The 15,708-nt window shown below is 49.5% G+C and carries 11 protein-coding genes; 10 read left to right on the forward strand and 1 reads right to left on the reverse strand.

Annotated elements, in window-relative coordinates:
* Positions 1 to 13 precede the first annotated feature (13 nt).
* The 6 genes from MRBLPE1_RS24665 to map all read left to right on the forward strand — a co-directional run bounded on the left by MRBLPE1_RS24665 (position 14) and on the right by map (position 7,140).
* Positions 14 to 1,804 carry an acyl-CoA dehydrogenase family protein gene (locus tag MRBLPE1_RS24665; RefSeq protein ID WP_364150482.1) on the forward strand — a complete coding sequence of 597 codons (1,791 nt, stop codon included), beginning with the start codon at positions 14 to 16 and terminating at the stop codon, positions 1,802 to 1,804.
* A 15-nt stretch (positions 1,805 to 1,819) separates the two neighbouring features.
* On the forward strand, positions 1,820 to 3,598 hold the full coding sequence (locus tag MRBLPE1_RS24670; RefSeq protein ID WP_364150485.1) for a long-chain-fatty-acid--CoA ligase: 1,779 nt from the start codon (positions 1,820 to 1,822) through the stop codon (positions 3,596 to 3,598).
* The gene (locus tag MRBLPE1_RS24675) at positions 3,595 to 4,032 is read left to right on the forward strand and encodes a PaaI family thioesterase (RefSeq protein ID WP_364150488.1); all 438 of its coding nucleotides are present in this window, start codon (positions 3,595 to 3,597) and stop codon (positions 4,030 to 4,032) included. Before MRBLPE1_RS24670 ends, MRBLPE1_RS24675 begins: the two co-directional genes overlap by 4 nt.
* A gap of 141 nt (positions 4,033 to 4,173) precedes the next feature.
* Positions 4,174 to 4,395 (forward strand): hypothetical protein, encoded by a 222-nt coding sequence (locus MRBLPE1_RS24680; RefSeq protein WP_364150490.1) that lies wholly within the window; start codon positions 4,174 to 4,176, stop codon positions 4,393 to 4,395.
* Positions 4,396 to 4,573: 178 nt separating this feature from the next.
* Positions 4,574 to 4,762, forward strand: a complete 189-nt coding sequence (locus MRBLPE1_RS24685; RefSeq protein WP_054026245.1) for a hypothetical protein — start codon at positions 4,574 to 4,576, stop codon at positions 4,760 to 4,762.
* 1,625 nt (positions 4,763 to 6,387) lie between these two features.
* The gene (gene map / locus MRBLPE1_RS24690; RefSeq protein ID WP_364150493.1) at positions 6,388 to 7,140 is read left to right on the forward strand and encodes a type I methionyl aminopeptidase; all 753 of its coding nucleotides are present in this window, start codon (positions 6,388 to 6,390) and stop codon (positions 7,138 to 7,140) included.
* A 92-nt stretch (positions 7,141 to 7,232) separates the two neighbouring features.
* On the opposite strand, the gene MRBLPE1_RS24695 is transcribed toward map, so the two are convergent.
* Entirely contained in the window at positions 7,233 to 9,476 is a 2,244-nt protein-coding gene (locus tag MRBLPE1_RS24695; RefSeq protein ID WP_364150496.1) for an AraC family transcriptional regulator, read from the reverse strand.
* 321 nt (positions 9,477 to 9,797) lie between these two features.
* Between MRBLPE1_RS24695 and MRBLPE1_RS24700 the strand changes: the two genes are divergently transcribed.
* The 4 genes from MRBLPE1_RS24700 (at position 9,798) to MRBLPE1_RS24715 (ending at position 15,702) form a co-directional block, all read left to right on the forward strand.
* On the forward strand, positions 9,798 to 11,813 hold the full coding sequence (locus MRBLPE1_RS24700) for a beta-galactosidase (protein ID WP_364150499.1): 2,016 nt from the start codon (positions 9,798 to 9,800) through the stop codon (positions 11,811 to 11,813).
* A 354-nt stretch (positions 11,814 to 12,167) separates the two neighbouring features.
* Positions 12,168 to 13,091, forward strand: a complete 924-nt coding sequence (locus MRBLPE1_RS24705) for an ABC transporter permease (protein ID WP_308997325.1) — start codon at positions 12,168 to 12,170, stop codon at positions 13,089 to 13,091.
* A gap of 48 nt (positions 13,092 to 13,139) precedes the next feature.
* A complete protein-coding gene (locus tag MRBLPE1_RS24710; RefSeq protein WP_364150503.1) occupies positions 13,140 to 14,033 on the forward strand; it encodes a carbohydrate ABC transporter permease in 894 nt (297 codons plus the stop codon).
* A gap of 64 nt (positions 14,034 to 14,097) precedes the next feature.
* Positions 14,098 to 15,702, forward strand: a complete 1,605-nt coding sequence (locus MRBLPE1_RS24715) for an extracellular solute-binding protein (RefSeq protein WP_364151494.1) — start codon at positions 14,098 to 14,100, stop codon at positions 15,700 to 15,702.
* The last annotated feature ends 6 nt before the right edge of the window (positions 15,703 to 15,708 follow it).

The following is a 15,708-nucleotide window of genomic DNA, read 5'->3' on the forward strand; positions in this document are numbered from 1 at the left end:
GGAGACCTGCGGCATGACGGAAACGATACGTTTTGGCGGTCGGTTTGTCGTGGAGGATAGTGCGCCGGAATCGGTCGTGACGCCCGAGGATTTTACGGAAGAGCAGCGGATGATGGGAGAAGCGGCACAGCAGTTCATGGATGCGGAAATTACGCCGCGCGATGCGGAGCTGGAAGCGCTGAACTACGATTTGACGGTGGAGCTGATGCGCAAAGCCGGCGAGCTAGGCCTGCTTGGAGCCGATGTGCCCGAGGCCTACGGCGGGATGGGTCTTGATAAGGTAAGCACGACGCTGCTCGCGGAAACTTTGGCCCGCGCCTCGTCGTTTGCGCTTTCGGTTGGCGCGCATACAGGCATCGGAACGCTGCCTATCGTATTTTTCGGCACGCCTGCGCAGAAGCAGGCCTATCTTCCTTTGCTCGCAACAGGAGAGCGGATCGCGGCTTACTGCTTAACCGAGCCCGCCTCCGGCTCGGATGCTTTAGGAGCGAAGACAACGGCCAGGTTATCGCCGAGCGGGAAGCATTATATACTTAACGGCTCCAAATTGTATATTACAAATGCCGGTTTTGCGGATTTGTTTATCGTTTATGCGAAGGTCGACGGAGAATATTTTACTGCTTTTATCGTCGAGAAAGGGATGCCGGGGTTCAGTATCGGGCCGGAGGAGCATAAGATGGGCATCAAGGGTTCTTCAACTCGCCCTTTATTTTTTGAAGACGTAGCGGTGCCGGTTGAAAATGTGCTAGGGGAGGTCGGAAAAGGGCATCAGATCGCCTTTAATATTTTGAATATCGGACGCTTCAAGCTTGGCGCTGCCTGTCTTGGTTCTTCCAAAGAGACGATTGAGCTTGCTTCGTCCTACGCGAACACGCGAAAACAGTTCGGGCGGGCGATTTCCTCGTATCCGCTCATTGGCGCCAAGCTTGCCGATATGAACATCCGCACGTACGTGCTCGAGAGTATGGTTTATCGGACGGCCGGCTGGATCGATTCGATGCTGCGGTCAACGGAATCCGCAGACGGAACTGCCGGAGACGGCGTAACCATGGCGAAGGCGATTGGGGAGTATGCCATAGAATGCTCGATCATTAAGGTTTTTGCATCCGAAGCCCTTGATTTCGTGGCGGACGAAGGGGTGCAGATCCATGGCGGCTACGGCTATATCCGCGATTATAAGGTGGAGCGAATTTACCGGGATTCACGGATTAACCGGATTTTTGAAGGGACGAATGAAATTAACCGGATGCTCATTCCGGGCACGCTGATGAAAAAAGCGTTAAAGGGCGAACTGCCGCTGCTGCGCAAGGTGAGGTCGCTGCAGGCGGAGCTGGTGCAGCCGATGCCGATTCCGCCGCTCGAAAAGCCGCTCAGCAAAGAGGCATTCCGCGTTGCGCAAGCGAAAAAAACCTTTCTCGCCATCGGCGGACTCGCTGTGCAGAAGCTGGGGCTACGGCTCGAGCAGGAGCAGGAGGTGCTGTGCTCGCTTGCTGATCTCATGATCAATATATTTGCAATGGAAAGCGCGCTGCTGCGCTCGCAAAAAATATGCAAGGCAAGCGGCGGCGTCAGCTCGGAGAAGACGGAAAATGTGATTGCGATGACTACGGTATTCGTGCAGGAGACGATGGAGCGGGTCGACTCGCTTGCGAAGCTTGCGCTTACCGCGCTGGAACAGGGAGACGGGCTGCAAATGCAGCTTTCCATTCTGAAGAAGCTGATGCGCGCGCCGCTTTCGGATACGGTCGCTTTGAAGCGGTCCATTGCCGCTCGCGTCATTCGCAGTGAGCATTATGTCGTGTGAAGGGGGAGAGCATGAATGGAACCGCTCAGACCGGAAGACCCGTCTTTACAAGGGCAGCCCTCGAGTGAAGCCGAAGAGCACGCGCGTCCATGGCTTCGTCATTATCCGAAGGAGGTTTCTCCTTCGCAGAGCTATCCCGATCAGAGCATCGTCCAATTCCTAATCAACGCTGCCCTGAAGCATCCGAATCATCCTGCCGTACATTTTCTTGGCAAAATATTAACTTATCGCGAGCTGTATGAAGCTGCCGTCCGCCTGGCCTCCGGTCTCCTCTCCCTCGGCATTGCCAAAGGAGACCGCGTGGCGATTATGCTGCCGAATTGTCCGCAGACCGTCATCGCTTATTACGGCGTGCTGTTTGCAGGCGGCGTCGTCGTGCAGACGAATCCGCTGTACGTGGAGCGCGAGCTGGAGCTTCAGCTGGCGGATAGCGGAGCCGTCGCGATTATAACCGTTGATCTACTTTATCCGCGGCTTGCCCGGGTTCGGGGGGAGCAGCCGGCGACAGGTCCGCTGCCGCGGCTGCGCCATGCCGTCATCACATCGATTAAGGACGGTCTGCCGTTCCCCAAAAGCCTGCTTTATCCGCTTAAGCAGCGGAAAGAAGGCTTCCGCGCAGAGATTCCATACGGAAGCCTAGGCGTCATTGCTTATAAGAAGCTGCTGGCAGGGAAGAGCTCCGCCGACCGGCTGCCGGAGCCTGCTAAGGGTGCTGATCTGGCTGCTCTGCAATATACCGGAGGCACGACCGGGACGCCAAAAGGCGTCATGCTAACCCATCGCAATCTGGTTGCCAATACGATGCAGACCTCTGCTTGGTGCTATAAGGCGGAGGATGCGAAGGAGCGGTTTCTTGCGGCGCTGCCTTTGTTTCATGTATTTGGATTAACGGTATTAATGAATATGTCGGTGCTTCGGGCAGGCACGCTTATTTTATTGCCGCGGTTCGAGGTTGAAACGGTGCTGCAGACAATCAACAGGCAAAAGCCTACTATTTTTCCGGGGGCGCCTACCATGTATGTGGCGCTTATCAATCATAAATCGGCTGCCAAAACAGATCTTTCTTCGATTAACGTGTGCATAAGCGGATCGGCCGCTTTGCCGCTCGAGGTGCAGGAGAAGTTCGAGGCTTTGACGGGAGGCAGGCTCATCGAAGGCTACGGCTTGTCGGAGGCATCGCCCGTCACGCATGCTAATCCGATATGGGGAATGCGAAAAATCGGTACGATCGGCGTGCCCTTTCCCGATACGGAAGCAGCGGTGATCGACCAGGAAACAGGTGCGCGATTGCCTGTCGGGGAGCTCGGAGAGCTCATCGTGCGCGGACCGCAGGTTATGAAGGGCTATTGGAACAAGCCGGCAGAAACCGATCAAGTGCTGCGTGACGGCTGGCTGTATACGGGCGATCTCGCGACGATGGATGAGGACGGCTATTTTACGATTATGGACCGGATTAAGGATGTCATCATCGCAGGCGGTTTCAATATTTATCCCCGGGAGGTAGAGGAGGTCCTGTTCGAGCATCCAGCGGTTAGAGAAGCAGCCGTGATCGGTGTGAAGGATGAATATAGGGGGGAATCGGTAAAAGCGTTTATCGTGTTCAAGGAAGGCTGGCAGGTATCGAGCAGCCAGCTTGACCGTTGGTGCAGAGAACGGTTGGCAGCTTATAAGGTACCGCATCACTATGCCTTCAGGGAAACGCTTCCAAAAACAATTATCGGCAAGGTGCTTCGTCGAAAGCTTCAAGAGGAGGAGGCGGAGCAGAGGAAGGCAAAGGAGGATAAAGGAGAGTGAGCGGCATAGATGAGGATTGGTTTGTGCAGCAGGCTGATCAGGCCGGTCACTTGGCAAGGCTCGCCAAGCGTGCACAGGCAACATTCTGGGGCGAGCTCGGCTGCGAGGTGGTGCAGGCAAATGCCGGCAAAGCGACGATTTGCCTCGATGCTTCGAACCGGCACCATAATTTGCTCAGTATCGTTCACGGCGGGGTGCTGATGTCGCTGCTCGATAATGCAATGGGGCTCGTCGTGATGCTGGCTGCGCCGGATGAGCGTGCCGTAACCGCGAATCTTAACACGCAGTTTCTCGCCAGCAGCAAGGGCGGCGTGCTGCTTTGCGAGGCGGAACTGGTTCATCGCACGTCTCGAACGCTGACGCTGGAAGCCCGGGTCAAGGATGACAGCGGCAAGCTGCTCTGCCTTGGAACCGGGGCATACCGCATTATTTAGGCAGCTTTATGACCAAGTTGCTTGCCTGCTTCTGATTCGTTATAATAATACCTAATATATGGAAAGTTTAACGATTTTCGAAGGGATTAATGTTTAGCGCTATTTTTCCGATAAATGTAGTATACGAAAGGAGGCGAGGACATGGTTCAAGGCTGGGTGACGACATTGGTGTTAGCGTTCGGAATAGTGGTTGCCATCATTGGCGTCATTGCGTATTTAAGAATGTTTCGTAAAGACAGGCTATCTTCAACGTCTCACCAGCCTGACGATGCCTCGTCTCCAAACGTGTTTATTGCAGCAAAATCAATGGATGGCGGGCACGCTAAGGATGTTAATTCCGAACAAGCAGCGCCGCGAGATTAATAAATGTTAACTTTCCTATTCGAAATGAAAATGTTATAATAGTAAGAAAAATGTGAACATTGTGACTCATTGGCCATGGAGTTGCCTGTACCAAATGGGGGTTCTTGCGGTGTAATCACCGTCGGTTTCGTATAACGCTGTTTAGGACGACCATCCAACGTAAAGGGGAGGGGATTTCATGGCGAAACATAGCCAGAATGAAGTCAAGGAAAGCCTGAAGGAACTCACGAGAATTTTTCAACCCAAGGACCCGCGTAAATTTGTTAAAGAGTATATTCGTAAGTACCGGATTACCGGGGGCTACGAGGATGAATTGACGACATTGGTGGAAAATGAATTAGGCAGAATCAACTCCTCGGTCAGTTAGCAGAATATGTAGAATACGGCTTTGCAAACCGCCACCCGGCAGGATGCAAAGTCTTTTTGTTTTTCTCGAACAATTCAAACAACCAGCGAGAGAGTGAGCGAACCACGAACCACGAACCACGAACCAACCGAGAACAAACGACCCACCAACCAATGAACGAGTGAACGAATGAGTAAATAGACAACCACCAACCACCAACGACCAACGACCAACGACCAACGACCAACGACCAACGACCAACCCACCAACGCCTAAACACGAATTACTCAACCGTAAACTAAAACACATTCCATCTTTCTCCTGTACTTTTGCAGAATAGAGGCCATTTTTTAGAAATCAGTTGTTTATAATGTTTTCTTGCAAGTATAGAATCCTATCAGAATGTGTTGAAGGACTCGGATGCGATATGTTCATGCAATTACAGAGGGCAGCTGGTTAAATGTGAGTCCGATAAGGACGAAGTTGCTCAAGGTTGAGGGTGCAGGATAGCCAGCGCATGAAACGAAAGGTCTGGGCTACACTGTAGTTTCTACAATGTAACGCCGCTAAAAAATGAGTTTACTCGGCTACGTTGCAGTTTCTGCAATGGTAATCCGCAGTAACGTTGATAATACGGGAATTATGAGCTAATTTGCTCGATGGGATTGTACTTTCTACACTGTAGCTCTGATCCACGCCGAAAATACGTATTTACGTTGTAGTTTCTGCAGCCTAGCTGGCGAAACGCATCAGGCAGTAGCAGAAATGATTTAAGAGCAGCTAAGCTATGCGAATTGAAGCAAGCACCATTTTTCTTTACACAGTAATTGCTCCACCACCTACACTTCGAACGAAAGACCAAGGCTACACTGTAGTTTCTACAATGTAACGCCGCTAAAAAATGAGTTTACTCGGCTACGTTGCAGTTTTTGCAATGGTAATCCGCAGTAACGTTGATAATACGGCAATTATGAGCTAATTTGCTCGATGGGATTGTATTTTCTACACTATAGCTCTGATTCACGCTGTAAATACGTATTTACGTTGTAGTTTCTACAGTCTAGCTAGCGAATCGCATCAGGCTGCAGCAGAAATGATTTAAGAGCAGCTAAGCTATGCGAATTGAAGCAAGCGCCGGTTTTCTTTGCACAGCAATTACTCTACCTACACTTCGAAAGAAAGGGCTGGGCTACACTGTAGTTTCTACAATGTAACGCCGCTAAAAAATGAGTTTACTCGGCTACGTTGCAGTTTCTGCAATGGTAATCCGCAGTAACGTTGATAATACGGCAATTATGAGCTAATTTGCTCGATGGGATTGTATTTTCTACACTGTAGCTCGGATTCAAGCCGAAAATACTGATTTACGTTGTAGTTTCTACAGTCTAGCTGGCGAAAGGCATCAGGCTGCAGCAGAAATGATTTAAGAGCAGCCAAGCTATGCCTCCTCCGAGCGATTTATCTTTAAATTCGCCATATCTGATCGGAATGTGTCTCCTTTTTCGCGAATAAGTTATACATAGACAAATCTACTCGTTATGTAGATGCCTTCGTTTGCCGAGCCGGAGTTTGCTGCCGCAAAGCCGAAGTCCATGCTAACGGAGTGGATTTTGCTAGCGCATAACCTTAAGGAGGTTAGTACACACATGGCAGTGGATTTGAAAACGAAGGAACATATTCGGGGAATTCGCAAGGCTGGCCGTATTGTCGCTGCCTGTCACAAAGCGCTTTCGAAAAGGATAGCGCCAGGCGTCACCACGCAGGAAATCGATCGTTTTGTAGAGCGGTTCATGCTTGACCGAGGGGCCACGCCGGCCCAGAAGGGGTATAAGGGTTATCCGTTTGCTACGTGTGCCTCCGTCAATGAGGTTGTTTGTCACGGCTTTCCCGATTCGGAGCCGCTGGAAACAGGCGACATCGTCACCATTGATATGGTCGCGGATGTGGACGGATGGAAGGCAGATTCGGCATGGACTTACGCAATCGGCAGGACGAATACGGCTACGGAAAAGCTGCTGCTGGCAGCAGAGCAAGCCATGCAGGATGGCATAAAGCAGGCTGTGCTTGGTAACCGGCTGGGCGACATCGGCTATGCGGTCCAAGCGAGAGCGGAAAGAGCCGGCTTTGAGGTGGTGACGGCATTCGTCGGCCATGGCATCGGCAGAAGCATGCATGAATTTCCTGATGTTCTGCACAGCGGCATCCCAGGCCAAGGAATCATGCTGGAAGAAGGCATGGTCATTACGATAGAGCCGATTATTACGGCAGGCAGAGCCGATGTCTATATTGCCCGGGACGGATGGACGGCACGTACCCGTGACGGTGCTTGGGCGGCTCAATTCGAACATACGGTGGCCATTACGAAGGATGGTCCGATTATTTTAACCCGTTGGGACTGAGCGGGTCATTCATACCTAACATAACAAAGAGCCGAGCATTTGCAGAGTCATTCTGCTGCTGTTCGGCTTTTATTAGTTAACGAAGGATTTTATTAGCCAAGCTTCATTTTGCGGTAGTCGGAAGGCGTGACGCCAAAGCTCTTTTTGAACATGCGATGGAAATAGGAGCTGCTCGTATAGCCGCTTTTTACGGCGATATCTACGATGGAGCAATCGGTGCTCTCCAAATATTCCTTGGCTCTCTCCAGCCGAACGTTATTAATGACATCGACGATGGCGGCTAACGTCTGCTGCTTGTAAACGCGGCTCAAGTAAATGGAGGACATGTCTAGTTCATCGGCGATCCAGTTGAGGCTGAGATTCGGATTGGCGTATTCCTTGTGGATCAGCTCATTGATTTTGCGAATCAGGTCGCCCTGCTTCGTGGAGCGTTTCGTTGACAGCTTCGTTTGAATGTCATCGAACAACGAGAAGAACACTTCATTCAGCTCCTGAACGGTTTCAAAATGGTCCGGCGTCGGAATATGGATACTGAGGCTGGCCTCAACGTCCAGGCTGTTGTTTTTCTGAATGGTGAACAAAATGTTGTTGACCGTCATCGTCAAATGCGATATGGCAAGCTGGACGACATGAATCGGATAATCCGCTGTTTCCTGAACGATGTCAGCGAACAGTTTTTTTGCTTCCTCGGTTTTTGAAGTCATTAGCGCATCGGTTAATTTCCGCTCTTTGTCGACCGGAAAAATATACTCCTTCGATTTCAAGGAGATGATATCCTGTGCGTCAATAAGCGACCCAAGCCCGTAAAACAACCGGTGCTGCGAGGCTTCCTTCACCAGCTTATAAAGATTGGACAGCTGCTGGGCCTGCAAGCCCTCCGGGCTGTATGTGACGGACAAGCCGATTTTCAAATAATCGAGGGAGGACTGCTGGATTTGGGTGAGCACGGAACGCAGCAGCTCGTCGTCAGGCTCCTCGGAATCATCCAGCCGGTTCAGAAGCATGATCACATAATCCGCGTCCATATCGACGGTTTCCACGCGATAGTTTTTTAGGCCGATCTCCCAGGCTATGTTCATGACGGCAAATTTATATACATGCAGGTCATCGCCGCGTGTTTGCTTCAAGGCGGCAAGCTGGTCGATTTTCAGCATGACGACCCGGTAACGTGAATGAAAGTCGAAGGTAATCCCGCTATGCGAGAGCTTCTGCTGCAGCGTGCTCGTTTGCAGCGATTGGGAGCCCTGGATAAGGCTGCGCAGCATATTTTGCCTGATCGTATAGGAGCTGTTTCTTTTCTCGGTCTCGAGAATGTTCATTTTGTCCATAATTTGATGGATGGGGCGATAAAGCATGCGGGACAGCAACCATGAAATTAACAAGCCAATGACTAGAATAACGACCGCGATGAGTATCGTCGTATTGCGGATCGAATAAATCGCCTTGGTGACTTGTTTATATGGCGTAACGCGCACATATTGCCATTCCAGCGAATCGGGCGAGGTATACGAAATAAGCGATTTTTTACCCTCAAAGTTTGTCACCGCGTAACCGGAATCCTGGTTTTTAATTCGTTCATTAATGAAGGCGGCGTCCGCTTCATTTAGTTTTTTGGATGCAAGGGTATCTCCGGAAAGCAGGCGGTCCTGATTGTCCAAAATATACGATTTTCCCTCGGTATCGTTTTTGTTGGCGCCAATATCTTTATTAATCCAAGCGGAAGAGATATTAATAATGACGGCGGAATTGATCTTCTGCGTTTTGCCGATGGCATCATAACCTAAATATGTATAAGCCTTTGTAAGCTGCTCGCCGGCTAAGCTGACCGTGGTGTAGGTTCTCGGAATCGGAGTGAACGGACGGTACTTCTGGAAATTGTCGAGAATATCGAGAATGCCTTGGTCCGCGAGATCCTCTTTATTGAAGGTTCCGCTTTCACCTTGCCGGCTGGCGGTGTAGAACTGGCCGTTCGCCGAGTTGTATACATAGATCGATTCAATAAAAGGCATGGAACTTAAATAATTTTCCAATTCGTTCATGGCTGCCGTGACATCGTAAATATTGGGCTCATTATAGAACATGAGCTTGGAGACGGTGAAGGTCCGATAGATTTGGAAGGAAACGGACTGGGCGCTCTCGGTCATGCTGATGACTTCTTTGCTCGTTTGGGTGAGATTGCTCACGTCGGATTGATAAGCTTTCTTCAAATCGATTTGCATGTAAGTGAAAAAATAAAACAAGGAGGATACCAATAAAGTAAGGACAATGCACAAAGTGATTGTGAACAGCAGCTTACTGTATAGTTTTCCGTTGTTTTTTAATTGTACGGCTGGCAAGTTCAATCCCCCTCTTTTTGTATGTATGAAGCTTGCGGAAGCGCTTCCCATTGTCCGAGCCGATTAAGCTGTGAACTCACGCAATTAGTTTGAATATTTCACTCGGTTACCTTCAAATACATTCATCATTATAATCTTCACTTGACGCTGGGTGCAATGAACCAAATAAATGAAGGTGAATGAACCTGATTTTATAAAAGTGAACAATCCGTACAGGAGTGAACTTATTGGCGAAACGCCTTATTTTAGATGACAAAGCTCCGTTTCATCCGTTAGAATGTCACGGAATTCCATGATATTGGCGGAAGGGGCCGTAAAGAAATGATTAATTCGAAGCTGCAACAGATCTGGTACGGAGGAGACTATAACCCGGATCAATGGCCGGAGGAAATATGGCATGAGGATATGCGATTATTTAAGGAAGCGGGAATCAATGTGGTTACACTGCCTGTTTTCAGCTGGGCAAAGCTGCAGCCGTCAGAGGAAAGTTTTCAATTTGATTGGCTCGATAAGCTGCTGAATTTAATAGCCGAAAATGGCATATACGCCTGCTTAGCCACATCGACAGCGGCCCAGCCGGCATGGATGTCGCGCAAATACGAGGATGTGCTGCCGGTCGACGTTGACGGAAGAAAGCGGACGCATGGCGCGCGTACAAACTTTTGCCCAAACAGCAAGACGTACCGCCGGCTGTCCGGCCAGCTTGCGCATAAATTAGCCGAACGGTACAAGGATCATCCAGCGCTGCTCATCTGGCATATTAACAATGAATACGGCACCCATTGCTACTGCAGTCATTGCGCGGAAGCGTTCCGCGAGTGGCTGAAGACGAAATACGAGACGATCGGCAGTCTGAACGCCGAATGGAATATGAGCTTCTGGGGCCATACCGTTTATGAGTGGGAAGAGATCGTGCCGCCATCCAATCTGAACGGCGACAATCGCAATTTTCAGCCGATGGCTATCGATTATAAAAGGTTCATGTCCGATTCGATTCTCGGCTGTTATCAGGGTGAATATGAGGTGCTGAAGGCGGTAACGCCGGATATTCCGATTACGACGAATATTTGGGGCCTATTTAATGGACTTGATCTGAAAAAATGGGGCGAAGCGATGGATGTCGTCTCCTGGGACAGCTATCCGCAAATGAATGAACCGATGGCTAACGTGGCCATGCGGCATGACTATATGCGCGGCTTAAAGGACGGAAAGCCGTTCATGCTGATGGAGCAGACGCCGAGCCAGCAGAACTGGCAGCCTTATAACAGTTTGAAGCGCCCAGGCGTGATGCGGCTTTGGAGTTATCAAGCGGTGGCGCATGGCGCCGATACGGTCATGTTCTTCCAGCTTCGCCGTTCCTTCGGGGCATGCGAGAAATATCACGGCGCCGTGATCGAGCATGTCGGTCATGAGGATACCCGCGTATTCCGGGAATGCGCGGCGCTTGGACGCGAGCTCGGCGAGCTTGGCGACCGTTTGCTGGACTCGGAGGTTCATGCCGAAGTGGCGCTCTTGTTTGACATTGATACGTGGAACGCGGTAGAGATGACGAGCGGGCCAAGCGTCGATCTGAACTATTTGGATCAGGCGCAGAAGTATTACAAAGCTTTTTACGATCAGAATGTGGCTGTGGATGTTCGCAGTCCGCTCAGTGATTTTTCCAAATATAAAATTGTCGCTGCTCCCGTGCTGTATATGCTGAAGCCAGGCGTAGGCGAGCGGATCGAAGCGTTTGTGCGCGATGGCGGGATCTTTATTACAACCTTCTTTAGCGGCATCGTAAACGAGAACGATCTGGTTACGCTCGGCGGCTATCCGGGCAAGCTTCGCAGCCTTCTTGGCTTATGGGTCGAGGAAATCGACAGCCTGCTGCCTGAAATGCGCAATAGCATCGAGATTGGCGAAGCTTATGGTCATATCGAAGGCTCGTACGAATGCGGCTTGTTGTGCGATCTTCTCCATTTGGAGGGAGCAAGAGCGCTCGGTACATACGGCACCGATTTCTATGCGGACATGCCGGCGCTGACGGTGAATGATTTTGGCAAGGGCGAGGCTTATTACGTGGCAACGGCTCCCGAGCAAAAGCTGCTTGGCGACCTGATCCGGACCCTCTGCGAAAAACACCAGATTGCTGCCCCGTTTATGGCGGATGCGGGCGTTGAGCTCGCCCAGCGCGTCAAGGCTGATCAAATCTATACGTTTGTTTTGAATCATAACAGCCATCAAGCGACCATCTCCCTCGAAAATACGGTCTATCATGATCTATTAACGAACCGACAGGTGAGCGCGACGGTGGAAATCGAACCTCACGGCGTCATGATTCTACAAAAAGTGTAAGGCCTTATCCAGAAAACCGCGGCTTCGTTAGTCTCGAATACCTATTCGAGCAAACGGGTTTGCGGTTTTTTTCTGAAAATATAAGTTCTCGAGGCTTATCTGGATTCTAATATTTCATTGCTAAACGAGTTATTGCCGTCAAAAAGGACAGCTACAGCCGTTTACGCTAGTGCGTTATCCCTAGGAAATGGCCTGTTTATCCATAAAAGTTTAAATCGTTCACTGTTCATTTCGCTAATTCGTTCACTGACTTTGCATTCTTTCTCTTTCGCTGAAAACGCCGGAGCCGTAAAGTGAGAACAGACCAGACAACACTAAAAAGAAACGAACGCTGTGAGAGGAGACATCATCTGCATGTTGAAAAAAAATGGACTGCTTAAGGAACTCGTGACGAACCGCCTGCTCTTCCTTATGTTGCTGCCGGCGCTTATTTTCTTCCTAATTAACTCGTATGTACCTATGGTAGGCGTCTACTACGCCTTCACCCGGTTCGACTTCAACACCAGCTTGTTCAACAGCCAATTTGTTGGACTCGACAATTTTAAGTTTTTATGGAAATCGGGGGTTCTTGCTAGGCTCACGTTAAATACGGTCGGTTACAACGTCGTATTCATTCTATTAGGAAACGTTCTCGCGATTGCGCTGGCGATTCTGCTAAGCGAGCTGCGCTTGCAGTGGTTCAAGAAGCTGACGCAGTCGATCATGTTTCTTCCATACTTTGTTTCCTTCGTTATTCTTAGCGTTATCGTATACAACGTGTTCAACTTCGAAAGCGGATTTCTGAATTCGACGCTAAAGTCCTTCGGATACGAATCGGTTGACGTATACAATACGCCTTGGGTTTGGATCTTTCTCATTATTATCTTCTACCTGTGGAAAAATATCGGGTACAGCATGGTTATCTACCTGGCATCGATTACGGGGATCAGCGAGGAGTATTATGAGGCTGCCAAAATCGACGGCGCGAACATTTTCCAACGGATCTGGTACATTACGGTTCCGATGCTGAAAACAACGTTCGTGATGCTCCTGCTGTTCGCCCTAGGCAGTATCATGAAAGGCCAGTTCGATTTGTTCTACCAGCTGATCGGCAACAACGGCGTGCTCTACAATACAACGGATATTCTCGATACGTATGTGTACCGCTCCCTGAAAGTAACGTTCGATATCGGGATGTCGACGGCAGCAGGCCTTTATCAATCGCTGTTCGGTTTCGTGCTTATCATGACTGTTAACTACATCATCAAGAAAATCAACGACGAGTACGCCTTGTTCTAAACGATCTGAAGCATACGCTACCAGCCCAGCTTACTGTAGGAGGTTCCCATGAAAATCAAAGACGACAATTATATGAAGTGGTTTCGGCTCATTGCTTTCGTAGTCATACTTATCTCGACGGTTGCCTGCTTGTTTCCTTTCCTGCTCATCATTTCCGCGTCCTTTACGCAAAATGAGGCGATCATACGGGACGGCTACAATCTGATCCCGACCGTTTTTTCCTTCGAGGGCTACGAGACGGTGTTCCGCTTTCCGAAGCAGGTATTAACGGCTTACGGCGTTACGACGCTGACAACCGTTATCGGCACGACGCTGGGTCTGTTTCTCATGACAATGGCGGGTTACGTGCTGCAGCGCAAGGATTTCAAATACCGTAATTTCTTCTCCTTCATGATTTATTTCACAACCTTGTTTGGCGGCGGACTCGTGCCTTGGTACATCTTGATGACCAAGTACTTGAAGCTGACCGATAAGCTTGAGGTATTGATTTTGCCGGGCCTGATGACGCCCTTCCTCATTATATTGATGAAAAACTTCATTCGCTCGGCTGTGCCGGATGAGGTGATCGAATCCGCGAAAATCGACGGAGCAAACGACTTTACGATTTACAGCCGGATTGTGCTTCAGCTCTCGATGCCGGGTATCGCGACCGTAGGCTTGTTCCTGGCGCTTCATTATTGGAATGATTGGTTTACGTCTTCGTTGTTCATCAACGATACGACCAAGTACCAGCTGCAGTATTACTTGTACAACGTCATTAATGCCATGAGCTTTATCGCACAAATGGGCTCGGGCACCGGCGTTTCCTTGGGCTCCGATATGCCGACCGAATCGACGAAGATGGCGATGTCCATTATCGTTACGGGACCGATCCTGTTCCTGTATCCGTTCGTTCAGCGTTATTTTGTAAAAGGATTGACGATTGGCGCGGTGAAAGGTTAGAACTAGACAAGGGATTTATAATTCCGGGTGTAGCTAACATAGATAAGTACTTATTAAAGGGAGGATTCACATGACTAAGAAAGCAGCAAAAGCGGTCTCCATGTTTCTATCGCTCATCGTTCTGATCACGGTATTAGCGGCTTGCGGATCGAACAACAATGGAAATAGCGGCAATGCTACAAACGCTCCAACAGAGACAGAGGGCACAACGAACGAAGGAACGACAAACGAAGGCGCGGAAAAACCGGCAATCGATACATCGAAAAAAGTGGAATTGCAATTTTACATGCTGGGTGATGCTCCGAAAGACATCGCTTCTATCCAAGAGCAAGTGAACAAAATGGCTTTGGAAGATTTGAACGCAACGGTTAAATTCAACTACACGTCTTGGACGGATTGGGATCAAAAGTATAAGCTTCTTCTTGGTTCAGGCCAACAAGTTGACTTGATCTTCACGGCTGAATGGACGCAATACCAATCCTATGCCAAAAAAGGCGCTTTCCAAGCACTGGACGAAATCCTTCCAGCAGCAGCGCCGACGCTTAATTCTTTTGTGCCAAAAGAGATGTGGGAAGCCGTGAAAATCGACGGTAAAATTTTCACTGTACCAGCTACGTATAAAGAGTACGTAACAGACGGCTTTGTATGGCGCGAAGATCTTCGCGAGAAATACAACCTGCCTACACCGGTTGATATCGCGACTTTCGAGCAGTACTTGGATGGCATCAAGAAAAACGAACCAATGGTAACACCGCTTTCCATGAACTCTGATGTGAAAACAAACCTGATGGACCGTTTCAAAGGTATCGCAGGCGCTCCAATCGGCGCACTTCCATACGGCATTGGCGTGAATTATGCAACACCGGGCGATGTATACTCCTACTGGGGTTCTGACGAGCAAAAAGAACATTTGACGGTGTTGAAACGCTGGCAAGATAACGGCTACATGGTGAAAAACGTTCTAGCCGTTAAAGACACGCTGCAAGATCAAATTACAAGCGGTAAAGCCGCTGCTATTTTGGGTGACAACCCGACTCGTTTCAACGACATGGTTATCAAAATTCAATCGACTCACCCGGACTGGAAGCTTGGCTACCACCCGTTCCCGAAAACAAACGGAATCGCAACACCGGTTCACCCGATCCACAACGGTTTCGCTATTCCGGCTAGCAGCAAAAACGCAGAGCGCGCTCTTGCGTTCTACGAGAAGCTTGTTACCGACAAACGCTATAACCTGCTTACGCAATACGGCGTAGAAGGCAAAAACTATGAAGTGAAAGACGGCTACTACTCCATGCTCGGCGATTCGAACACCAACGGCTTCCCTCGCGAGGGCATGAACGGTTGGGCTTGGAGAAACCCTGAGTTCATGTTGTTCGACAAAAACTATGACGGCGTAAAAGCAATCTTCGACGAGCTTGATAAAATCCAAGTACCGGATAAATTCACTGGTTTCGCTGAAGATTACACGGCATACCAAGCAGAGAGAGCAGCGCTTGAGCAAGTGGAGAAGCAATACCTGTTCCCGCTTAATGCGGGTCTTGTGAAAAACGTGGAAGACGGCTTGAACACGTTTATGGAAAAAGCGAAGCAAGCAGGCCTTGAGAAAATCCAAGCTGAATATACAAAACAATGGCTTGCTTATGTAGAGGCGCAAGGAATTAAATAATCGATT

This window comes from Paenibacillus sp. LPE1-1-1.1 (genome assembly GCF_040676435.1).
In the GTDB taxonomy this organism is placed as follows: Bacteria; Bacillota; Bacilli; order Paenibacillales; family Paenibacillaceae; genus Pristimantibacillus.